General features: G+C 36.0%; 15 protein-coding genes, 5 tRNA genes and 1 pseudogene. 18 read left to right on the top strand and 3 right to left on the bottom strand.

What is annotated here, in order from left to right:
• On the bottom strand, nt 1–1691 hold a 1691-nt coding region (locus C6H25_RS04135; protein WP_233707325.1), incomplete at its 3' end, for a phosphoethanolamine transferase.
• Between the two features lie 98 nt (nt 1692–1789).
• Here C6H25_RS04135 and C6H25_RS04140 point away from each other — a divergent pair.
• The 3 genes and pseudogenes from C6H25_RS04140 to C6H25_RS04150 all read left to right on the top strand — a co-directional run bounded on the left by C6H25_RS04140 (nt 1790) and on the right by C6H25_RS04150 (nt 6567).
• On the top strand, nt 1790–3070 hold the full coding sequence (locus tag C6H25_RS04140) for a DUF2130 domain-containing protein (protein ID WP_104748208.1): 1281 nt from the start codon (nt 1790–1792) through the stop codon (nt 3068–3070).
• Nucleotides 3071–3140: 70 nt separating this feature from the next.
• A pseudogene (locus C6H25_RS08850) lies at nt 3141–3473 on the top strand (AAA family ATPase); the annotation flags it as partial.
• 778 nt (nt 3474–4251) lie between these two features.
• Nucleotides 4252–6567, top strand: a complete 2316-nt coding sequence (locus tag C6H25_RS04150) for a hypothetical protein (RefSeq protein ID WP_233707326.1) — start codon at nt 4252–4254, stop codon at nt 6565–6567.
• Nucleotides 6568–6806: 239 nt separating this feature from the next.
• Here the strand turns inward: C6H25_RS04150 and C6H25_RS04155 are convergent, their stop codons facing one another.
• Nucleotides 6807–7277, bottom strand: coding sequence for a DUF1104 domain-containing protein (locus C6H25_RS04155; RefSeq protein ID WP_104748209.1), 471 nt, complete (start codon nt 7275–7277; stop codon nt 6807–6809).
• A 120-nt stretch (nt 7278–7397) separates the two neighbouring features.
• On the opposite strand from C6H25_RS04155, the gene C6H25_RS04160 reads away from it, so the two are divergent.
• On the top strand, nt 7398–8057 hold the full coding sequence (locus C6H25_RS04160) for an HAD family hydrolase (RefSeq protein WP_104748210.1): 660 nt from the start codon (nt 7398–7400) through the stop codon (nt 8055–8057).
• Between the two features lie 38 nt (nt 8058–8095).
• Here C6H25_RS04160 and C6H25_RS04165 read toward each other — a convergent pair whose 3' ends face one another.
• On the bottom strand, nt 8096–9823 hold the full coding sequence (locus C6H25_RS04165; RefSeq protein WP_104748211.1) for an ABC transporter ATP-binding protein: 1728 nt from the start codon (nt 9821–9823) through the stop codon (nt 8096–8098).
• A 327-nt stretch (nt 9824–10150) separates the two neighbouring features.
• Here C6H25_RS04165 and C6H25_RS04170 point away from each other — a divergent pair.
• The 14 genes from C6H25_RS04170 (at nt 10151) to C6H25_RS04235 (ending at nt 24178) form a co-directional block, all read left to right on the top strand.
• Nucleotides 10151–10226: transfer RNA gene (locus C6H25_RS04170), tRNA-Thr, on the top strand.
• Between the two features lie 25 nt (nt 10227–10251).
• Nucleotides 10252–10336 (top strand) — tRNA-Tyr (locus C6H25_RS04175).
• Between the two features lie 12 nt (nt 10337–10348).
• Nucleotides 10349–10425: transfer RNA gene (locus C6H25_RS04180), tRNA-Gly, on the top strand.
• Nucleotides 10426–10449: 24 nt separating this feature from the next.
• Nucleotides 10450–10524, top strand: a tRNA-Thr gene (locus C6H25_RS04185).
• A 122-nt stretch (nt 10525–10646) separates the two neighbouring features.
• The gene (tuf, locus tag C6H25_RS04190) at nt 10647–11846 is read left to right on the top strand and encodes an elongation factor Tu (protein ID WP_014659111.1); all 1200 of its coding nucleotides are present in this window, start codon (nt 10647–10649) and stop codon (nt 11844–11846) included.
• Between the two features lie 34 nt (nt 11847–11880).
• Complete coding sequence (rpmG, locus tag C6H25_RS04195) at nt 11881–12039, top strand: 50S ribosomal protein L33 (protein WP_000865160.1); 159 nt, start codon at nt 11881–11883, stop codon at nt 12037–12039.
• Between the two features lie 33 nt (nt 12040–12072).
• Nucleotides 12073–12148: transfer RNA gene (locus C6H25_RS04200), tRNA-Trp, on the top strand.
• A gap of 132 nt (nt 12149–12280) precedes the next feature.
• On the top strand, nt 12281–12460 hold the full coding sequence (secE, locus tag C6H25_RS04205; RefSeq protein ID WP_104748212.1) for a preprotein translocase subunit SecE: 180 nt from the start codon (nt 12281–12283) through the stop codon (nt 12458–12460).
• 33 nt (nt 12461–12493) lie between these two features.
• The gene (gene nusG, locus C6H25_RS04210; protein WP_104748213.1) at nt 12494–13021 is read left to right on the top strand and encodes a transcription termination/antitermination protein NusG; all 528 of its coding nucleotides are present in this window, start codon (nt 12494–12496) and stop codon (nt 13019–13021) included.
• A gap of 24 nt (nt 13022–13045) precedes the next feature.
• Nucleotides 13046–13471: a 50S ribosomal protein L11 gene (gene rplK, locus C6H25_RS04215; protein ID WP_104748214.1), complete on the top strand. Its 426-nt coding sequence runs from the start codon at nt 13046–13048 to the stop codon at nt 13469–13471.
• Nucleotides 13472–13521: 50 nt separating this feature from the next.
• Nucleotides 13522–14226, top strand: coding sequence for a 50S ribosomal protein L1 (rplA, locus tag C6H25_RS04220; protein ID WP_104748215.1), 705 nt, complete (start codon nt 13522–13524; stop codon nt 14224–14226).
• A 115-nt stretch (nt 14227–14341) separates the two neighbouring features.
• A complete protein-coding gene (gene rplJ, locus C6H25_RS04225; RefSeq protein ID WP_104748216.1) occupies nt 14342–14824 on the top strand; it encodes a 50S ribosomal protein L10 in 483 nt (160 codons plus the stop codon).
• Nucleotides 14825–14866: 42 nt separating this feature from the next.
• Nucleotides 14867–15244 (top strand): 50S ribosomal protein L7/L12, encoded by a 378-nt coding sequence (rplL, locus tag C6H25_RS04230; protein ID WP_104748217.1) that lies wholly within the window; start codon nt 14867–14869, stop codon nt 15242–15244.
• Nucleotides 15245–15490: 246 nt separating this feature from the next.
• Nucleotides 15491–24178, top strand: coding sequence for a DNA-directed RNA polymerase subunit beta/beta' (locus tag C6H25_RS04235; protein WP_104748218.1), 8688 nt, complete (start codon nt 15491–15493; stop codon nt 24176–24178).
• The last annotated feature ends 56 nt before the right edge of the window (nt 24179–24234 follow it).

The following is a 24234-nucleotide window of genomic DNA, read 5'->3' on the forward strand; positions in this document are numbered from 1 at the left end:
TCAAACTTAGGGCTAAAAAGATTTTTACTCTCTATATTGTCTTTGGTATGAATGCCTACTAAAGGTAATAAAGAGTGGATTAAATCATCACTCATAAAGGGTTTATTCAAAGCACTTTTAATCAATTCTACTTTTTCTTTGTGTTTTTCTTTAAAAATATCACTCACATAAATCATAAAAGGAATTTCTACGCCCGCTTTGGAGCATTTATGCCCATAAGTAGCGCCACTTTCAAAAATATCTTGGGCATGGTCGCTTAGATAAAACACTATGGCGTCTTTATCTTTAAAGAGATTAAAAATTTCATTGAGAATATAATCGTTATAATAAAGCGAATTAACATAGTCAGCGACAATTTGCTTGTCTTTATCGTCTTTGATATGCAAGTCAGTATAGACCAAATCGTCTATTTTGAATTTAGCAAAGTTTTTGGGGAAACGCTCGTTGTAGTAGTAATGGTTGCCAACTAAGTGCAGGAGAATAAAGTTCTTAGCCTTAAGGTTTGGTAAAACCCTATCTTTTAAGTCTTTAACTAGGTAGCCATCTAGTTGCCACCAACCATTGTTAGGATTGTATGGTATATTAAAGGACAAAGATAATAGATAAAAAGGGGTTAATTTTCGCTCCCCCATTTGCACGCCCTCTTGATTGTCTAAATCAAAGGTTTTATAATTGGCTTGTTTGAAAATATTGCCAAGATTATTAAATTGATACCATGGGGTGTCTCTATTTTCATAATCGCTATAAGTTAAAAGGCGTGTGAAGTTCTCTAAAGTATAAGCCTCGCTAGAAACAACATTCTTAAAGACAAAGAGTGAGGGTGCTTTACTCTCTCTCTCTCTCTCTCTCTCGTTGGCAAGTGTGCTTAATAAGGGGTTATTGGGGGCGTTATAACCATAGAGTTGCATAAAATTTCTGCTCGCACTCTCGCCGACGACTAAGATAACATTAGGAATATGATTTTCTTCTATTGCTAAATAATCTTTTTTTGAAAAATTGCTTAAGTTCTTTAAGAACTTTAATCCAACGGCTTGTTCTGTTTGGGCTTGATAAAAAGCATAAAGACTTTTTGTTAAGGGTGTGGAGTTAACGAGAGAATTAGTAGTGTAGTATAAAGTGTGTTGGGTGATTAAGCTTTTAAGACCATGTGAAAGAATAGTGAGTGTAAGAAAGCCATTAATAAAATGAGCTTTCTTTGGTGTGATTTCAATTTCAAAGCGAATAAAGTATAGAAAAAGGATACAAGAGCAAATATAAAGAATGGGGATTAAAGGTCTAGCAAGAATTACGCTTTCAAAAAAAGCTTTGCTCTCGCTAGGGTTTGTGGCTAGGATAGTTTGTATCATAATAGTAGAAATAGGCAAGTTGAAATAATAAGAATTAAAAATATCTACAACACCTAATAAACATATGGAAATCAAGAGAGTGTTTTTCAAAAAATTATTAACTTGATTATTTTTAATGCAATTAAGAGTTAAATAACATAAAAATAATATAAAAAACCCAAAAAATGCTATTTTAAAAGTTTCTTTGAATATGAAAAAAGAGTCAGTATATTCGTATCTTGTTCGCGAGGCAAAAGCACAAGAGATAATAGCGATTGAGAACATCAAAAAGAAACGATTATCTAAGGTTACGCTATTTTTAGGCGTAAAAAGAGTTTTAAAGAATTGTATGAGTGAAGTTGTCATGATAAGTGTCCTAGCATTTAATGTTGTGAGTATGGTTTGAAACAACAATTATTCTAACATGTTAAAATTTAAAACTTTATCAATCCTAAGGAAAAATCATGCAAGAAAATCATATTACTTGTCCTAAGTGTCAAGCACTAATCAATGTGAGTGAAGTGCTATACAAACAGGTGGAGCTAGAAAATCAAAACAAGTTTTTAACTCAGCAAAAAGAGTTTGAAAAAGAAATAAACGAGAAAAGACAGCAATATAAAAACCATTTGAAAGCTTTAGAACAAAAAGAACAAGCATTAAAACAACAAGAGCAAGACCAAAAAATAAGATTTGATGATGAGGTCAAAAGAGCGAGTGCGTTAGCTTTACAAGATGAAAGGCTTAAAATCATTGAAGAAGCTAGAAAAAACGCTTTTTTAGAGCAACAAAAGAGCGTAGAATTATTAAAAAAAGAACTAGATGAGAAGTCTAAACAAGTCCAAGAACTACACCAAAAAGAAGCTGAAATTGAGAGATTAAAGAGAGAAAATAATGAAGTAGAAAGCAAATTAAAAGCTGAAAATGAGAAAAGGTTGAATGAAAAGTTAATTTTAGAAAGAGAAAAAATACAAAAAGCCTTGCTTGAAGAAAATGAGCTTAAATTCAAGCAAAAAGAAGAGCAATTAGAAATGCTAAAAAACGAGTTGAAAAACGCTCAAAGAAAAGCCGAGTTAGGCTCACAGCAACTCCAAGGCGAAGTGCAAGAATTAGCGATTGAAGAGTATTTGATTCAAAAATTTCCCCTAGATTGTATTGAAGAAGTCAAAAAAGGGCAAAGGGGGGGCGATTGTATTCAAGTGGTGCATACTAATGAGTTTCAAAATTGTGGAAAAATCTATTATGAGAGCAAACGCACCAAAGAGTTTCAAAAAACTTGGATTGAAAAGCTTAAAAGCGATATGCGAGAGATTGGGGCTGATGTGGGGGTTATTGTGAGTGAAGTCTTACCCAAAGAAATGGATAGAATGGGGCTAGTTCAAGGGGTGTGGGTGTGTTCTTTTGAAGAGTTTAAGGGGTTAAGTGCGGTATTAAGAGAGGGGGTTATTAAAGTGAGTTTGGCAAAAAGAAGTCAAGAAAATAAAAGCGATAAAATGAGCTTACTCTATCATTATCTCACAAGCTCTGAATTTGTTATGCAAGTGGAGGCGATTGTGGAAGGGTTTAGCCAAATGAAAGCGGATTTAGAAAGCGAAAAACGCTCTATGGCTAGGATTTGGAAAAGTAGGGAAAAACAAATTGAAAAAGTGTTAGATAACACCATTAATATGTATGGCTCTATTAAGGGCATTGCTGGTAATGCTATAGGGCAAGTGAAGGCGTTGGAGTTAGGGTTTGATGGGGATTAAAAGTGATATAATCTCGCATAAAACTTTATGAGTTGTATAAGAAATATTGAAGGAAAAAGCGAGAAAAAACATGGCAATCAATATCAAAAAGATAAAATCTCTCAAGGCGTTTTGTGGTTTAGATGAGGTTGAAGGGGATAATTTTAAGGACTACAATGTAATTTTTGGAAATAATGGGTGTGGAAAAACAAGTTTAACAAGAGCATTTGAATTGTTAATTCCAAAAAACAATCACATTGAAAAATACCGCACTATTTCTTCTAGTGAACTTCCAAACATTGAATTTGAATTTGAAAATGGTAGTTATACAATAGAACCAAACAGCAATAATGATAATATCCCTTTTAAAGTTGAAATCTATAATAGCGATTTTTTATACCATAACGCACCTTTTGCTAAAGAGAAAGAGGAAAAGATACAAAACGATTTTGAAGGAGCCATTAATTATGGCAATAGGGTAAGAATTTTATTGGAAAGTTTTTTAAAAATCAATTTTATTGAATTTAGTAAATTTAAGCACGATGAACTTTTAAAGATATTTTCAAAAGTCAAAAAGCATGCTGGATTTGATTTTTCAAAGACAATATTTTATCCATATAAAATAGAAAATATGAATATGCTTATTGAGAGAATACTAAAAATAACAAAAGGTTTACATGAGGAAAGCCATGGTAGTGTCTCGGACTTATTTAATCCAAGTAAGGTTTCACTCAAAGAAGTGCAAGGATTTGCTAAGATTGCCATTAATGCTATGAGAATTTTAAGTCCGCATCAAATAAGTTATTATATAGGGTTTGTAGATAATGAAAATAAGAAAAAAAATCTGTAATAGCCAATAGAATATTGCTAACAAATAAGAGATAATGGTTTTAATGGTCTAATACATCTATTTTAGATTTTGCCAATACTCTTATGATGCCTATTATGACTAATGCTCATATTTGTTTATTTCAAAACATGGGATTAATTATTTTTTAAAAATATTATATTTTAATAATTCTTTATCCTTTTAATATTCCCCCAAACCATCTCAATTTTGTGTATTTTCTAATATTCATCGGTTTATTATTGTGGAATTACACAAAGATTCATAATTTTTAAGGTGCTTGAGTAGTATAATCTTAGGATATAAAAGTTTTTATAATAATAAACAATCATTAAATAAAAAAGGTTTAATTATTATGAGCAGTGAAAAAACACATGGTTTTTATATGAAGAAATTAAGATTTTTGAGCAAAAATGCTTGTTTGGTTTTAGTGGGGGTGCTTGTTGAATGTGAGGCACACCCAAAAGATGGGTTCTTTATCCAAGCGGGATTTGAAACAGGCATGACTTCTATGAGTGAGAGCGCTAGAAAGCGTCCTTTGAATTTAAATTTGCAAAAATCCTCTAAGCTCCATAAAACACAAGGAGCAAATAATTATGATGTTCCACAAGGGGTCATAAACACTGAAAGCAAAACGACTAAACCATCTTTAAATAACGATAATAATTTAAAGAAAGATTTAAATTCTGCTGAGAATAAACAATCTATTAATTCAAACAATTCTAATCGTATTGGTGAAAGTGATACAAGTCCTACTGCTAACACGCCCGTAGCTCAAGTGTCTAGCCCTATTGCAAAAGATGATGTTGCCACTAAAGAAGAAGAGTGTTATAACAGAAGGACAGGTTTCATAACATGTGCACCCCTTGCTAAAAAATTAGAGCCTAGACCCCCTTATGCAAGTATTAATACAGACAATATTTCCTCAAAAGCAGTTGTTATCACAGATAGTGAAAAACAAGCCCTCTTTAAAGATGATAATGTTGTGGGACAAACTTTTTCTACCACTAATCCTATAGCAACAAGTTTTGAAACAAAAGATTCAAAAATCCATATTAAAAATTCCTTGCCTTATGATTTGCATAGTGTAAAATTAGTGGTTAAAGTCGCTGATAATAGTAAGCAAGGCTACAAAGAAGTGGAACTAGCTACTTTTGACAATATTTCAGCTAGTTCGCACATCACTTTAGATACAAGTAAAATTCCAGCGTTCAATAACGCTGATTTGCAAGGAGTAAACACCCAAAATTTTGAGTTTAGAACTAATGCTAGTATTGATGCAGCTAACACTGATGAAAAGCAAACTCAAAGGGTTTTAGACGCTTTAGATAAAATTACAACTAACATTCATGGCACTTTTGTAGAAGGAAATAAAAGAAGATATGATTGTATGTCTAGCCCAGGCTGTCTTGCTACCCCTACAGCTAATGAGGCACAAGGCTATGTGAATATGTTTCTCAATCTAGCTAGCACTTTAGATTCTGATGAATGGGCAGATGCTATATTAAAAGCAAATTTTAAATTTTGGGGTCATGACCTTGACCAAACGATGCATAGAGATATTGACAAACAATCTATAATAGACCAATTTAGGCAAGATAGTAGAGATTTGAAAGTAAGCATCGTTGAGTATGGCCCTTCTGGTTGGGCTGGTTCTAAGAATATGGCGGTATATGCAAGGTTTTTTGATTTGGCAGACAATATTCTTAGAGAGGAAAATATTGATAAAAACGACCCCAAAAATCATCAAGCACTCCATGTCTTTTTTCATGAATTTGGGCATACTAAAGGCTGGGGGCATAAGAGTAATTTCACCTATAACGATGGCTATAAAGATTGGCGTAGTGATTGGTGGAATGGAAATGGTTTTAGCCGTCTTAGCGCTGAAATTTTTATGGATTTAGCTAACGAAAATAAATTGCCTATTGATTATAAAAAGCTTTCTAGCACTGCAACCACAAGCACAAGCTATCAAAATCCTACTACTTATTATGATAGTAATAGTAGCTATAATGGTAGTTATAATAATGCTTATGATGAGTGCGAACCCTATGAGCGTAGTTTATACAACTGTGCTGCAGTAGCTCCAAATTTTAGCCAACAACCTTTATTAAATAATTTTAGTCAAGCCCTAAATACTATCAGCGCCACTCTTTTAGAAAGTATCCAAACCATTAAAAATGAAACTTCTAAAAACGCTATGCTAGGCTTTAACACTCAAATAGGCTATCAAAACTATTTTAATAATGTCATTGGTCTTTCTTACTATGCAATGTTTAATTACAACACTTCTAAAAGAAAAGGCTTATTAAATAAAACACAGCAATATGGAGTGGGCGGTGGAATCAATCTCTTAATAGATTTTATCAATGTGTATGCAGGAAAAGATTTTAAATCTTCTTTTGGAGTTTTTGCTGGAGCTAGGGGTTTGTATAATCGCTATCAATTTAATGGCATTATCAATGCAAGTAAAAATAAAGGTAATGTGTATTTTACTACAGGATTAAATTATCGCTATAAGCATTCTAAATTTTCTCTAGGAGTTAGTATGCCCCTTATTAAACAAAGCATTAAAGCACAACTTATTACAGAAGAAGTGATTAATGAAGTGGCTCTAAATGAAAACATTAACAACATGCATGTATTTATGAATTATGGGTGGGTGTTTTAAAGATAGGGGCTAAAAACCCGCCTTTGAATAACTGAACTGATTGGTTAATCTACATTGAATAAATGGCGGATTGCATTTTATTTTGTATAACAGAATAGTTTTAAGAGAATAGGCTTGTTTTTATACTATTATAAAAAATATTTTTTATAATAGTATTTGATTGTCTTTATCAATAATAAAGAGATGATTGGTTTTTTAGATGATAGCAGAACACAAAGAGGGTCGTATTAGCAAACATGTTAATTAGAGTATTCTAAATAATAAGGCTCTCTGTGGGTATGCTCTTCATCATCACAATCACAACGCATGCTTAAAAGTTTGCTTTCTTCTAGCTCTCTTGGAGACATTTTGCTCGCCGTTTTTTTAATCATGGATTTAATTTCAAGTTGGCGTTTTTTGTAATCTGCATCGCTGAGATTTTGAGTGTTTTTGGTGGCTTTTTCACGCATTTGGTCATGGAACTTTTGGTAAGTTTCATTATCCATTGCAGAAGTGCGTTTTCGCATTTCCATTTTAAAGGCTGGAAAATCTTTAGGCTCAATTTTTCCTAAAAAGTCTAATAATTCTTCATTACTATAGTGCGAAAAATCTTTCATTTTTTGGGAATGTTTGTAGGCGTGGTCATGCTCTTTGGCAAAAATCACACTAGGGGTAAAAAAAGCTAAAAGCAAGACAGAAATACTTAATTTATTTTTTAGTATATGTTTCATATTAATCCTTTGTTTATAATAATGTGATAGACACACTAGGATAATAATACCGAAAAAGTAGTTGGTTGTGCTGTTTTTATGGTGTAAAATTTAATTTTATTAATGTTTAAGAGAGAAAAAATGGCAATAGAAGTGGTTCTATGGGATTTTGATGGTGTGATTTTTGATAGCATGCATTTGAAATGCGAGGGACTAAAAGCGTTGTTTAGATTGCATGGAAAAAATAATGAAGAGGATTTAAAAAAATTTGAGATTTATCATTATAAAAGCGGGGGGATTTCAAGGAGTGAAAAAATCAAATATTTTTACAATGAAATTTTAAAGACTTCCATAGCCCAAGAAGAGATTGATAAATTAGCTTTAGAATTTGGTGCTATTATGGAGCAAAAGCTTTTTGATAGGGTGCATTTAAATAGTGAAGTTATGTCGTTTATTGATAAAAATTATCAAAATTATACTTTTCATATTGCCTCAGCGGCTCTGCATAGTGAATTGCAAGTATTATGCGAGTTTCTAGGGATTATAAAATATTTTAAGAGTATTGAAGGAAGTCCGCCAAGTAAGCCCAAAATCATTGCCAATATCATTCAAAAATATTCTTACCAGCCAAGCAATATGCTAATGATAGGCGATAGTAAGAACGACTATGAAAGTGCTATAGCTAATGAAGTGGCATTTTTGGGCTATAACAGCGAAGTTTTAAAAAGCTTAGTAAATCAAGAGGGCTATAAAGGGAAGTATTTGGAGAGTTTTAGGGGGTTTGATTTGAGAAAATTATAAAAACCCACCGAATGCCCTTTAAAAAATATTTTGACAAATTAAGATTGATTGTTATGCTTACTCATATCAATTTTGACTTCACATCTTTCAATAGTGCTTAAACGATGGGCAATTACTAGCAGAGTTTTATCTTTGGCAACCTGATAAATCTCGTCCATAATCTTACTTTCGGTTTCATTATCTAGGGCTGAAGTAGCCTCATCTAGCACTAAAATTTCAGGATTATCATACAAAGCTCTTGCAATACCAATGCGTTGTTTTTGACCTCCACTGAGCTTTACACCTCCTTCGCCCACTTGGGTATTAATGCCCTCATGTTCGCATAAGAAGTCATAGATGTGTGCCATTTTACACACTTTAATAAGGCGTTCTTCATTAAGAGTGCTCCCACAAGCAATGTTTTCAGCTACACTGCCATCAAATAGATAGATATTTTGAGGGATATAGCCAATTTTTTTGCGCCATGAGCGGATATTTTCTTTGGTTAAGGGAGTGTTATCAATAAAAATTTCCCCACTTTTGGGGTAGATGATTCCCATAATAATATCCACTAGCGTGGATTTTCCGCAACCACTAGGACCTATAAAAGCTACTTTTTGCCCCTTTTCAATAGTGAGATTAAAGTTTTTTAAAATAGGGTGGTTGGTTTTGTATGAGAAAGAGATATTTTTAAGAGCAATTTCCTCTTTAAAATCTATAGGGATTAAATCTTCATTGGTAGCTGGTCTAGAGAGATTTTTAAAAACTATATTGACGGCTTGTTGATAATAGATAATCTCATTATAATGACCCAAAATTCTAGTGATGGAGGGGAGCATACGATAAAGAGCCAAGGCATACATAGAAATAACAGGCAAGACCATTTGAGCCTCCCCATATTTAAAGAGAATGTAGGCTACTGAAAGAATTAGCAAGCTAAAGCCTATTGTCTCTAAGATATATCTAGGGATTACTTGTAGTGTGGAATAGATAATCTCATTTTGATGGGCATCAAGACTGTTTTTCTCAAAAAGATGGTGAGCCTCTTCATGGTTATCCTTAAGCTTAGTGATTTTAAAATTATTAAAGAATCTAGAAAAGATTTTGAGTGCATTTTCTTTGGAAACTGCGACAATTTTCCCTTTTCTTTGAATGAGGGTTGTAACTTTTTTAGTAATGAGTAAGACTTGGACTACTAAAATTAAAGTGAACACTAAAGTCATTTTCCAATTGGTTATCAGCAACAGTATATAAAGAAATAAGATAATAGATAGCTCTGTAAGCATGCCTAAAAAAGCATTGAAACTCATAATGATATCATGGACTTTACCATAAATAATGCTATTCAAGCGACTTATGCTATAGTTAAGATGTTCTAAATAATGTGCTTTAATATGGTAGAGAAATAGCTGTTGTTTGAGGGTATGAGTTTTTTTATAAGAAAAACGACTTCTTAGGTAGGCAAAAAAAATACCATAAAACATTCTAAAAAAGTATAGCCCTACAAGGATAAAGCTAAACAGATACATAAAATGGATTGGAGAAGAGAAATGCAAAAAATCATAGATAATTTTAGCATAACGATTGTCTGTAATAAAGCTCGGATTTGAGGCTAATGTAATAAAAGGCATAATCATGCTGATAGAGAATACTTCAATGAGAGAGGCTGTTATAGACATAAGGGTAAGTAGCAGAAAGATAGTTTTATCTCGCTTGGTAATTAGCATAGAAATTTGTTTAATAGAGCGTAAGAAATATTTTAAAATATTATTTTTATTTTTTGCCATAGCTAAATTGAATTCCCTTGAATCTAAAATTTAAGTGTTTATTGATAGAATTACGAAACGCTCAATATGTTTTAGTTGAAACAAAAAGATAGCGTTTTGATTTTCTGCTTAAGAATACAATAATAAAGCTTAATTTTTTTAGGCGTTTAAAGAATTATTGCTCTAAACAGCATAAAACCAAATGGATTAAAAGTATTATCTAGTGTTTGCTTTGGAGGAATTAGTTAATTACATTATTTAAGGAAATCTTGTGATTTTTACTTTTAGCTTGACAATTACCATGCAAAGTGGGTATAATGCCAAGTCTTAATCGTATTTTATAAAATTGCTGGCTTAGCTCAGTTGGTAGAGCAGCTGCCTTGTAAGCAGCAGGTCGGGGGTTCAAGTCCCTTAGCCAGCTCCAGTAGAATGTTATTTTAAAATTTTTAGGTGAGATACTCAAGTGGCCAACGAGGGCAGACTGTAAATCTGCTGACTATGTCTTCCGTGGTTCGAATCCACGTCTCACCACCATGTTTTTAAGATGCGGGAATAGCTCAGTTGGCTAGAGCATCAGCCTTCCAAGCTGAGGGTCGCGGGTTCGAGCCCCGTTTCCCGCTCCATAATTTGGGAAAGTTTTTTGAGACGCCTATATAGCTCAGGGGTAGAGCACTTCCTTGGTAAGGAAGAGGTCGGCGGTTCAATTCCGCTTATAGGCTCCAGTTTTATAATCTCTTGAATGGTGATAAAAACAACTAAAATATCCAAATACTTCAAATGGTATTGGAGTAGGGATTTTTGTGAGATTCGCTAAAATCCATTAAAATTTTAAGGAGAAATACAAATGGCAAAAGAGAAGTTTAATAGAACCAAGCCACATGTTAATATCGGAACTATTGGGCATGTTGACCATGGTAAGACAACTTTGAGTGCGGCTATTTCTGCAGTGCTTTCTTTGAAAGGTCTTGCAGAAATGAAAGACTACGATAATATTGATAATGCCCCTGAAGAAAAAGAAAGAGGGATTACAATTGCAACCTCTCATATTGAGTATGAGACAGAGAACAGACACTATGCGCATGTGGATTGTCCGGGACACGCTGACTATGTAAAAAACATGATTACAGGTGCAGCACAAATGGATGGAGCGATTTTGGTTGTTTCTGCAGCAGATGGTCCTATGCCTCAAACTAGAGAGCACATCTTATTGTCTCGCCAAGTAGGTGTGCCTCATATTGTTGTGTTCTTAAACAAACAAGATATGGTTGATGACCAAGAATTATTAGAGCTCGTAGAAATGGAAGTGCGTGAGTTATTAAGTGCTTATGAATTCCCTGGTGATGATACTCCTATCGTAGCTGGTTCAGCTTTAAAGGCTTTAGAAGAAGCGAAGACTGGTAATGTTGGTGAATGGGGTGAAAAAGTGCTTAAGCTTATGGCTGAAGTAGATGCTTATATTCCTACTCCAGAGAGAGACACTGAAAAAACTTTCTTAATGCCAGTTGAAGATGTATTTTCTATCGCAGGTAGAGGAACTGTTGTTACAGGTAGAATTGAAAGAGGTGTAGTAAAAGTAGGCGATGAAGTAGAAATTGTTGGTATTAGAGACACACAAAAGACTACCGTAACAGGTGTAGAGATGTTTAGAAAAGAGCTAGACAAGGGTGAGGCAGGCGATAATGTTGGCGTGCTTTTAAGAGGAACAAAGAAAGAGGAAGTAGAGCGTGGTATGGTTCTATGTAAGCCAGGTTCTATTACTCCACATAAGAAATTTGAGGGTGAAATTTATGTTCTTTCTAAAGATGAAGGTGGAAGACACACCCCGTTCTTTACAAACTATCGCCCTCAGTTCTATGTGCGTACAACTGATGTAACTGGCTCTATCACACTTCCTGAAGGTGTAGAAATGGTTATGCCCGGCGATAATGTAAAAATTACCGTAGAGTTGATTAGTTCTATTGCGTTAGAGTTAGGAACAAAGTTTGCGATTCGTGAGGGTGGAAGAACAGTTGGTGCTGGTGTGGTAAGCAAGATTATTGAGTAATCTTGCTTTTTAGAAACAGAAAAGAAGAGTCATTATGAAAGTTAAAATTGGGTTGAAGTGTTCTGATTGTGAGGACATCAATTACAGCACAACTAAGAATGCCAAAACTAACACAGAAAAACTGGAGCTTAAGAAATTCTGCCCTAGAGAAAATAAGCACACACTCCATAAAGAAGTAAAGCTAAAAAGCTAATTTTCTCTCTTTTTGGAGGGGGATTGTTAGAATAGGTCAGTAGCTCCAATGGTAGAGCGTCGGTCTCCAAAACCGGTTGTTGGGGGTTCGAGTCCCTCCTGGCCTGCCATAAAAATACTTCACATATAGTTTTCTTATAATCAAGGTTGGCTTGGTTAAAAGTCTTTTATTTTAATTTTAGTTTAAGTTTTTTGAGATATAATTAAAAATTCATTAGTATGCAAGATAAAGGCGAAAATCAATGGGTAAATGGCTTATGCAGTATAGATTAGCTAAGGAAGAGCTTTCTAAAGTGATATTTCCTATTAAAGAACAGATACGCAATGCGTTTATCTCTGTTTTAGTGGTTGTAAGCATTATTACGCTATTCTTGGCTCTATTAGATTTCGCTCTAGGGGCATTTGTCTCTAGCATCTTGTAAAAAGATGGTGGCTTTTAGATAAGGAGAGTTACAATGGATTGGTATGCCATACAAACTTACTCAGGAAGTGAGCAAGCTGTTAAGAGAGCGATTGAGAACCTAGTAAGCGATAATAATATCAAAGATAGAATCCAAGAAATTATTGTGCCTACTGAGGATATTATTGAGGCCTCAAAGAAAGGTAAGACCAAAGTAACAGAGCGAAGTCTTTATCCGGGTTATGTTTTTATTAAAGTAGATTTAGACACTGTTTTGTGGCATAAGATACAATCTTTACCAAGAGTGAGTCGCTTTATTGGGGAAAATAAAAAACCAACTCCATTGAGCGAGGCTGATATTGAGCATATTTTAGAAAAAATGAATAATCGTGCAGCACCTAAGCCAAAAGTCTTTTTTGAGCAAGGGGAAGTGGTGCGAGTGGTAGAAGGTCCTTTTGCAAACTTTACTGCTACGGTAGAGGAGTATGATATTGAGCATCGAAAGCTCAAACTCAATGTTTCTATTTTTGGTAGAAATACTCCAATAGAGATTTTGCATTCGCAAGTAGAAAAGATTATATAAATAACAATTTTTTAAGGAGATATTATGGCTAAAAAAGTAGTCGGAGAAATCAAGCTTCAAATTCCCGCCGGTAAGGCAAATCCATCACCTCCCGTAGGGCCAGCTCTAGGTCAAAGAGGTGTCAATATTATGGAATTTTGTAAGGCTTTCAATGAAAAAACGAAAGATATGGGAAGTTTTAATATTCCGGTTATTATTACGGTTTATCAAGATAAGAGTTTTACCTTTATTACTAAGAAACCTCCGGTAACCGATTTAATTAAAAAGGCATCAGGAATTGAGAAAGGTTCTGACAACCCTCTTAAGAATAAGATTGCAAAGCTAACTCATAAGCAAGTAGAAGAGATTGCTCAACTCAAAATGGAAGATTTAAATACTAGCACAATGGAGGCAGCGACAAAAATTGTTATGGGTAGTGCTAGGAGCATGGGCGTAGAGGTTGTGGACTAACTCTCTAAATTATTTTGGTAATTAAGTAGAAATTTTTTAAGGATAATTTGATGGCAAAGAAAGTGTTTAAGAGATTAGAGAAACTTTTTTCTAAAATTGAGAGTGATAAAGTTTATGATGTAGAACAAGGTGTAGGATTAGTCAAGTCTCTTGCTTCTGCTAAATTTGATGAGACGGTTGAAGTAGCTTTGAGACTAGGAGTAGATCCAAGACATGCTGACCAAATGGTGCGTGGTGCTGTGGTGCTTCCTCATGGAACAGGGAAAAAGGTAAGAGTAGCTGTTTTTGCAAAAGACATCAAGCAAGATGAGGCTAAAAATGCTGGGGCCGATGTGGTTGGTGGAGATGACCTTGCTGAAGAGATTAGAAATGGTCGCATTGATTTTGACATGGTTATCGCAACACCTGATATGATGGCTGTCGTTGGTAAGGTGGGTAGAATTTTAGGGCCTAAGGGTTTAATGCCAAATCCAAAGACTGGAACCGTTACAATGGATATTGCTAAAGCAGTGAGCAATGCTAAAAGTGGTCAGGTGAACTTTAGAGTAGATAAAAAAGGTAATATCCATGCTCCTATTGGAAAAGCAAGCTTTTCAGAAGATAAGATTAAGGAGAACATGCTTGAGCTTGTCAGAACTATTAATCGCCTAAAGCCTAGTAGTGCGAAAGGTAAGTATATTAAGAATGGTGCTTTGTCGCTTACCATGTCGCCTTCAGTAAAACTAGATGCACAAGAGTTAATGGATATTAAGTAAGTTAATTTAAAAGTTTATCTTAGGCTGAAGATCGTAAGGGCTTGCATAGAGGCTTAATTTAATCTTTTTTAGGGAAGATAGCCTTGCAGAGGTCTAGTCTAGAAAGGAGGAAAAGATGCAAAAACAACATAAAGTAGAGCTAGTTGCTAATTTAAAGGCACAATTTATTGATACACAAGCTATCTTGGTTTGTGATTATAAAGGTCTTAGTGTTAGTAAATTAGAAGCTTTAAGAAACAAGGCTCGTGTTCAAGGCATTAAAGTGCAAGTAATTAAAAATACTCTTGCAAGTATTGCTATGGAAGAGGCTGGTTGTGCTCATTTAGATTTGAAAGAAACTAATGTGTTTTTATGGGGAGATGACCAAATCGCCCTATCTAAGCTTGTGTTTGCTTTTCAAAAAGAGCATAAAGACCATTTTGCTTTGAAAGCGGGCTTATTTGAAAAAGAAAGTGTCAGTGTTGCCCATGTGGAAGCGGTTTCAAAACTTCCAAGCAAGGAAGAGCTTATGGGAATGTTGCTTTCTGTTTGGACAGCTCCAACACGATATTTTGTTACTGGTTTGGATAATTTGCGTAAAGCTAAAGAAGAAAATTAAAAGTCATTTATGACTTTGATATAAAATTTGAAGGATTGAATTATGGCAATTTCAAAAGAAGAAGTGTTAGAATACATTGGTTCATTGAGCGTTTTAGAGCTTTCTGAATTAGTAAAAATGTTTGAAGAAAAATTTGGCGTGAGTGCAACTCCTACGGTTGTAGCAGGTGGTGCTGTAGCAGGTGGTGCTGGTGCTGAGAGTGAAGAAAAAACAGACTTTAATGTAGTTTTAGCTGATAGTGGTGCTGAAAAAATTAAGGTTATTAAAGTAGTTCGCGAAATTACCGGTCTTGGCTTGAAAGAGGCTAAAGAGGCTACAGAAAAGACCCCCCATGTCCTTAAAGAGGGCGTAAATAAAGAAGAGGCTGAAACTATCAAGAAGAAACTTGAAGAAGTAGGTGCTAAGGTTGAAATTAAATAAAACCTAAATTTTGGAAAGACTTGAGAGTCTTTCCTTGCCTATTGATATGGCAATTTAAATTTGCTCCATGATTTTGTTTGTGAGCATGTAGCCTAAGTGGTTAGTATTGCAGACGAGTTTTGGTCTCTGATTTTTCGTCATCTGTAGAACTCTACTGAGTTCAAGTAAAATTCTTTTGCAATGCTTACTTAATTTAAATTAAAACGCATTATATAAAATTCAAGATTTTTGATAAAGGCATGAGTTATGGCAACAAAAATTTCCCTTAAAAACCGCCTAAGAGCTGATTTTACAAAAACTCCCACTGATTTAGAAGTTCCTAATTTATTGTTATTGCAACGAGATAGTTACGATTCTTTTTTATCTTCCAAAGATGGTAGAGAGAGTGGGATTGAAAAGGTTTTTAAATCTGTTTTTCCTATTCAAGATGCGCAAAATCGTATTACTTTAGAATATGCAGGTTGCGAGTTTGGCAAGTCTAAATACACCGTAAGAGAGGCTATGGAGAGAGGCATTACTTATTCTGTGCCTCTAAAGATTAAAATTCGCCTTGTTCTATGGGAAACAAAAAATAACGAGAAGGTTGGCGTTAAAGATATTAAAGAGCAGAGTATTTTTATTCGCGAGATTCCTTTGATGACAGAACGCACTTCGTTTATTATCAATGGCGTAGAGCGTGTTGTTGTCAACCAGCTTCATAGAAGTCCTGGTGTTATCTTTAAAGAAGAAGAGTCTAGCACTTCTTTAAACAAGCTTATTTATACAGGACAAATTATTCCTGATAGGGGTTCATGGCTCTATTTTGAATATGATTCTAAAGATGTTTTGTATGCTCGCATTAACAAGCGCCGTAAAGTGCCTGTTACCATTCTATTTAGGGCTATGGATTATCAAAAGCAAGATATTATTAAAATGTTTTATCCGCTTGTAAAAGTGCGTTATGAAAATGATAAATATTTGATTCCTTTTGATTCTCTAGATGCTAATCAGAGAATGGAATTTGATTTAAAAGATCCTCAAGGCAAGACTATCCTTTTAGCGGGTAAAAAGCTCACTTCAAGAAAAATTAAAGAGCTTAAAGAGAATCATTTAGAATGGGTTGAATACCCTATGGATATTTTACTCAATCGTTATTTAGCTGAGCCTATTATGGCAGGAGAAGAAATCTTATTAGACATGCTCACTCAGCTAGATAAGAACAAATTAGAAAAAATCCACGATTTAGGCGTGCAAGAATTTGTGATTATCAATGATTTAGCTCTAGGGCATGATGCTTCAATCATTCATTCTTTCTTGGCTGATTATGAGTCTTTGAGATTACTCAAGCAAACTGAAAAAATTGATGATGAAAACGCGTTAGCTGCTATTCGTATTTATAAGGTTATGCGACCGGGTGAGCCTGTTACAACTGATGCAGCCAAGCAATTTGTCAAGCAACTATTTTTTGACCCAGAGCGCTATGACTTGACTATGGTGGGCCGCATGAAAATGAATCACAAATTAGGCTTGCATGTGCCTGATTATATTACGACTTTAACACATGAAGATATCATTACTACCGTTAAATATCTTATGAGAATTAAAAATAATCAGGGTAAAATTGATGATAGAGACCACTTAGGCAATCGTAGGATTAGAGCGGTGGGTGAGTTGCTAGCCAATGAATTGCATTCAGGCTTAGTGAAAATGCAAAAGACCATTAAAGACAAGCTTACTACCATGAGTGGAGCCTTTGATTCGCTTATGCCCCATGACTTAGTCAATTCTAAAATGATTACTAGTACCATTATGGAATTTTTCATGGGTGGTCAGCTTTCACAATTTATGGACCAAACTAACCCCTTGAGTGAAGTTACGCACAAACGCCGCCTTTCAGCACTTGGTGAAGGCGGATTAGTTAAAGATAGAGTAGGGTTTGAAGCTAGAGATGTGCATCCTACACATTATGGTAGAATTTGTCCCATTGAGACTCCAGAAGGTCAAAATATCGGTTTGATTAACACTCTTTCAACTTTCACAAGAGTGAATGATTTAGGCTTTATTGAAGCCCCCTATAAGAAGGTTGTAGATGGCAAGGTAGTAGGCGAGACTATTTATTTGACCGCTATTCAAGAAGACAGCCATGTGATTGCTCCAGCAAGCACCCCCATTGATGAAGAAGGTAATATTTTAGGCGATTTGATTGAGACTCGTGTGGAAGGCGAGATTGTTCTCAATGAAAAGAGCAAGGTTACCTTGATGGATTTAAGCTCTAGCATGCTTGTAGGCGTAGCCGCATCACTCATTCCTTTCTTAGAGCATGATGATGCGAACCGTGCTTTAATGGGAACAAACATGCAACGCCAGGCAGTGCCATTATTAAGAAGTGATGCTCCCATTGTAGGAACAGGGATTGAAAAGATTATCGCTAGGGATTCTTGGGGAGCGATTAAAGCAAGTCGTGCCGGTATAGTAGAAAAAATTGATGCCAAAAATATCTATATCTTAGGCGAAGGTAAAGAAGAAGCTTATATTGATGCATATTCTTTACAAAAAAACTTACGCACCAACCAAAATACAAGCTTTAATCAAGTGCCTATTGTTAGAGTGGGCGATAGAGTGGAAGCAGGGCAAATCATCGCTGATGGTCCTAGTATGGATAGGGGCGAATTAGCATTAGGAAAAAATGTGCGTGTAGCGTTTATGCCTTGGAATGGCTATAACTTTGAAGATGCGATTGTGGTGAGTGAACGCATTACTAAAGATGATGTTTTCACTTCCACACACATTTATGAAAAAGAAGTTGATGCCAGAGAGCTTAAGCATGGCGTGGAAGAATTTACAGCAGATATTCCTGATGTGAAAGAAGAAGAAGTTGCCCATCTTGATGAAAGCGGAATTGTTAAGGTAGGCACTTATGTTAGTGCGGGCATGATTTTAGTGGGTAAGACTTCGCCTAAGGGTGAGATTAAAAGTACTCCAGAAGAGCGGCTTTTAAGAGCGATTTTTGGAGATAAAGCTGGGCATGTGGTCAATAAGAGCTTGTATTGCCCCCCAAGTTTAGAAGGCACGGTTATTGATGTAAAGGTGTTTACTAAAAAAGGCTATGAGAAAGATGCGCGAGTCTTAAGTGCGTATGAAGAAGATAAAGCCAAGCTTGATATGGAGCATTTTGACCGCTTGACCATGCTTAATAGAGAAGAACTACTGCGTATTAGCTCGCTTCTTTCACAAGCGATTTTAGAAGAGCCATTCAGTCATAATGGTAGAGACTATAAAGAAGGCGAGCAAGTTCCTAAAGAAGAAATCGCCTCTATCAATCGCTTCACTCTAGCAAGTTTGGTGAAAAAGTATTCTAAAGAAGTGCAAAACCAATATGAAGTAACCAAAAATAATTTCTTGGAGCAAAAGAAAGTTCTTGGCGAAGAGCATGAAGAAAAGCTTTCTATTTTAGAAAAAGATGATATTTTGCCTAATGGTGTGATTAAGAAAGTCAAGCTCTATATTGCTACTAAGCGTAAGCTTAAAGTGGGCGACAAAATGGCAGGAAGGCATGGAAATAAGGGGATTGTTTCTAATATTGTGCCGGTTGCTGATATGCCTTATACCGCTGATGGAGAGCCTGTAGATATTGTGCTAAATCCTTTGGGCGTTCCTAGTCGTATGAATATCGGACAAATTTTAGAAATGCACTTAGGCTTAGTGGGTAAAGAGTTTGGAAAGCAAATCGCTTGCATGCTAGAAAATAAAACTCAAGATTTTGTTAGAGAATTGCGTGCAAAAATGTTAGAAATTGCTAACGCTGTCAATGAAAAAGACCCTTTAACCATTAAAACTCTTGAAAGTTGTTCTGATGAAGAGCTTTTAGAATACGCTAGAGATTGGAGCAAGGGTGTTAAGCTTGCTATTCCTGTGTTTGAAGGTATCTCGCAAGAAAAATTCCACAAGCTATTTGAGCTGGCTAAGATTGCCATGGATGGCAAAATGGATTTGTATGACGGGCGCACAGGCGAGAAGATGAGAGAGCGTGTGAATGTAGGCTACATGTATATGCTTAAGCTCCACCACTTGGTTGATGAAAAAGTCCATGCTAGAAGCACAGGACCTTATAGCTTGGTAACGCACCAACCAGTTGGTGGTAAGGCACTCTTTGGAGGTCAAAGATTTGGTGAAATGGAAGTGTGGGCTTTAGAGGCTTATGGTGCGGCTCATACTCTAAAAGAAATGCTTACCATTAAATCTGATGATATTAAGGGTAGAGAGAATGCCTATAGGGCTATCGCTAGGGGTGAGCAAGTAGGCGAGAGCGAAATTCCTGAGACTTTCTATGTATTGACAAAAGAATTGCAATCACTTGCTTTAGATATTAATATCTTTGGAGATGATGTTGATGAAGATGGAGCACCTAAAGCCATTGTGATTAAAGAAGATGATAGGCCTAAGGACTTTAGTTCTTTCCAACTTACTTTAGCGAGCCCTGAAAAAATCCATTCTTGGAGTTATGGGGAAGTTAAAAAGCCAGAGACTATTAATTATCGCACCCTAAAACCTGAGCGTGATGGCTTGTTTTGCATGAAAATCTTTGGCCCTACTAAAGATTATGAGTGCTTGTGTGGTAAATATAAAAAACCTCGTTTCAAAGATATTGGCACATGTGAGAAGTGCGGTGTGGCTATTACACATTCAAAAGTAAGACGCTTTAGAATGGGGCATATTGAATTAGCAACCCCCGTGGCGCATATTTGGTATGTCAATTCTTTACCCAGTCGTATCGGCACGCTTTTAGGTGTTAAAATGAAAGACTTAGAGCGTGTGCTTTATTATGAAGCTTATATTGTTAAAGAACCGGGTGAGGCTACTTACGATAATGAAGGCACTAAGCTTGTAGCGAAATATGATATTTTGAATGAAGAGCAATATCAAAATATCTCACGAAGATATGAAGATAAGGGCTTTGTGGCTCAAATGGGTGGTGAGGCAATTAAAGACTTATTAGAAGAAATGGATTTAATGCTCTTGTTGCAAAGTTTAAAAGAAGAGGTTAAAGAAACCAACTCTGATGCGAGAAAGAAAAAGCTTATTAAGCGTTTGAAAGTGGTTGAGAGTTTCTTAAATTCTGGTAATAGACCTGAGTGGATGATGCTAACCGTTTTACCCGTATTGCCACCAGATTTAAGACCTCTAGTCGCATTAGATGGCGGAAAATTTGCTGTAAGCGATGTGAATGAGTTGTATCGTCGTGTTATCAATCGTAACCAACGCTTAAAGCGTTTAATGGAATTGGGCGCTCCAGAAATTATTGTGCGTAACGAAAAGAGAATGTTGCAAGAAGCTGTGGACGCGCTCTTTGATAATGGACGCAACAATAATGCGGTCAAGGGAGCTAACAAGCGTCCTTTAAAATCGCTTAGTGAAATTATTAAGGGTAAGCAAGGGCGTTTCAGGCAAAATCTTTTGGGTAAGCGTGTAGACTTTTCAGGCAGAAGCGTTATTGTAGTAGGACCTAATCTCAAAATGGATGAGTGCGGACTACCTAAAAATATGGCGTTAGAACTCTTTAAGCCGCATTTATTATCCAAGCTTGAAGAAAGGGGCTATGCTACTACGCTCAAACAGGCTAAACGCATGATTGAGCAAAAGAGTAATGAAGTGTGGGAGTGCTTGCAAGAAATCACAGAAGGTTATCCGGTATTGCTTAATCGTGCCCCTACCTTGCACAAGCAATCCATTCAAGCGTTCCATCCAAAGCTTATTGATGGTAAAGCCATTCAATTGCACCCCTTGGTGTGTTCAGCATTCAACGCAGACTTTGATGGCGACCAAATGGCAGTGCATGTGCCTTTAAGTCAAGAGGCAATCGCAGAATGTAAAGTGCTTATGCTAAGTTCTATGAATATTCTTTTACCAGCTAGTGGTAAGGCGGTGGCCATTCCTAGCCAAGATATGGTTTTAGGGCTTTATTATCTTTCTTTAGAAAAGAGTGGGGTTAAGGGCGAGCATAAGCTTTTTTCTAGCGTGAATGAAATTATTACAGCTATTGATACTAAAGAGTTAGATATTCATGCCAAAGTGAGAGTGCTAGATAGAGGGCGAATCATTTCTACAAGTGCAGGACGCATGATTATTAAATCTATCTTGCCTGATTTTATTCCAACCGATTTGTGGAATAGACCTATGAAAAAGAAAGATATTGGCGTGCTTGTAGATTATGTGCATAAAGAGGGTGGCATTGGCATGACGGCTACATTTTTAGATAATTTAAAAATGCTAGGCTTTAGGTATGCCACAAAGGCTGGTATTTCTATTTCTATGGACGACATTATCACTCCAAAAGACAAGCAAGAAATGGTAGAAAAAGCCAAGGCTGAAGTGAAGAAAATCCAGCAACAATATGACCAAGGGTTACTCACTGACCAAGAACGATATAATAAAATTATTGATACTTGGACTGAAGTCAATGACAAAATGAGTAAAGAAATGATGACAGCTATCGCACAGGATAAAGAGGGCTTTAACTCCATTTATATGATGGCTGATAGTGGAGCAAGAGGAAGTGCAGCACAAATTCGCCAGCTTTCAGCCATGCGGGGTCTTATGACTAAGCCTGATGGTAGCATTATTGAAACGCCTATTATTTCTAACTTTAAAGAAGGCTTGAATGTCTTAGAGTATTTTAATTCTACTCATGGTGCTAGAAAGGGCTTGGCTGACACAGCGTTAAAAACAGCAAATGCGGGGTATTTGACAAGAAAGCTCATTGATGTTTCACAAAATGTTAAGGTTGTAGCTGATGATTGTGGCACGCATGAGGGCGTTGAAATCACTGATATTACCGTAGGTAGCGAAATGATTGAGCCTTTAGAAGAGCGTATTTTTGGGCGTGTTTTATTAGAAGATGTGATTGACCCTATTACAAATGAAATCTTGCTTTATGCAGACACTTTAATTGATGAAGAGAGTGCTAAAAAGGTTGTTGAGGCAGGCATTAAGGCAATTACCATTCGCACTCCTATCACTTGTAAAGCACCAAAAGGCGTGTGTGCGAAATGCTATGGCTTAAATTTAGGCGAAGGCAAGATGAGTTATCCAGGTGAAGCTGTAGGTGTGGTAGCTGCTCAATCTATTGGAGAGCCAGGAACTCAATTAACTCTAAGAACTTTCCATGTGGGTGGAACGGCAAGTAGGAGTCAAGATGAGCGTGAGATTGTAGCAAGCAAAGAAGGTTTTGTGCGTTTTTACAATCTCAAAACTTATACTAACAAAGAAGGCAAGAGCATTGTAGCAAACCGCCGTAACGCTTCTGTTTTAGTGGTAGAGCCTAAGATTAAAGCACCTTTTGATGGGGAGTTGCATATTGAAACGGTCTATGAAGAGGTCATTATGAGCGTCAAAAATGGCGAGCAAGAGGCGAAGTTTGTCTTAAGAAAGAGCGATATTGTAAAACAAAGCGAATTGGCTGGGGTTGGCGGTAAAATTGAAGGCAAGGTGTATTTACCTTATGCCAATGGGCATAAAGTAAAGCATGGAGGAAGTATCGCTGATATTATCAAAGAGGGTTGGAATGTGCCTAATCGTATCCCTTATGCGAGTGAATTGCTAGTTAAAGATAATGACCCTATCGCACAAAATATTCGTGCCAAAGAAAAGGGCGTGATTAAGTATTATGTCCTAGAAGCCAACCACTTAGAGCGTACACAGGGGATTAAAAAGGGCGATATTGTTAGTGAAAAAGGCTTGTTTGCGGTTGTGGCTGATGAGAATAATAGAGAGGCTACTCGCCACTATATCGCTAGAGGTTCTGAGATTTTAATTAGCGATGATAGTGAAGTAACCTCTGATAGCATTATCTCTAAGCCCACTACAGACGCTTTAAGCACGATTGCAACATGGGATCCTTACAATACCCCTATCATTGCAGATTTTAAAGGTTCTGTGAAGTTTGTAGATATTATTGCAGGGGTTACGGTTGCTGAAAAAGAAGATGAAAATACCGGTATAACAAGTTTGGTTGTGAATGACTACATTCCAAGTGGATACAAACCAAGCTTGTTCTTAGAAGGGGCTAATGGCGAAGAAGTGCGTTATTTCCTAGAGCCAAAAACTTCTATTGCGGTGGCTGAGGGAGCTTTTGTGGAGCAAGCTGAAGTGTTGGCTAAGATTCCTAAAGCAACCGTTAAATCCAAGGATATTACCGGTGGTCTTCCAAGAGTTTCTGAGCTTTTTGAAGCTAGAAAGCCTAAGCCTAAAGATGTTGCTATTCTTTCTGAGATTGATGGGATAGTTAGTTTTGGTAAGCCTATTCGCAATAAAGAACGCATCATTGTAACTTCTAAAGATGGTCGTAGCATGGAGTATTTTGTAGATAAAGGTAAGCAAATTTTAGTGCATACTGATGAATTTGTGCATGCGGGTGAGGCTATGACTGATGGAATTGTCTCTAGTCATGATATTTTAAGAATTAGTGGCGAAAAAGAATTGCACAAATATATTGTGAGTGAAGTCCAGCAAGTGTATCGTAGGCAGGGGGTAAGCATTGCAGATAAGCATATTGAAATCATTGTGTCTCAAATGCTAAGACAAGTGCGTATTTTAGATAGCGGAGATAGCAAGTTTATTGAGGGCGATTTAGTTAGCAAGAAACTCTTTAAGGAAGAGAATGCACGCGTTCAGCTTTTGGGTGGCGAGCCAGCGATTGCTGAGCCAGTACTTTTAGGAATTACTAGAGCGGCTATTGGAAGTGATAGCATTATTTCAGCCGCATCTTTCCAAGAAACGACTAAGGTCTTAACCGAAGCAAGTATTGCGATGAAAAAAGACTTTTTAGAAGACTTGAAAGAAAATGTTGTTCTAGGAAGAATGATTCCTGTTGGAACGGGACTTTACAAGAATAAGAAAGTTGTAGTTAAAGTGCATGAAAGCAATCCTAAGGAAGTTGAAACAAAAAAGATTAGCTAACCTAAGATTTTTAAAAGAAATTTTAGGGTAGAATGAAGAACTTATATTTTGAAATT

The sequence above is a fragment of the Helicobacter cetorum genome (genome assembly GCF_900198405.1).
Taxonomy (GTDB): Bacteria; Campylobacterota; Campylobacteria; order Campylobacterales; family Helicobacteraceae; genus Helicobacter; species Helicobacter cetorum_C.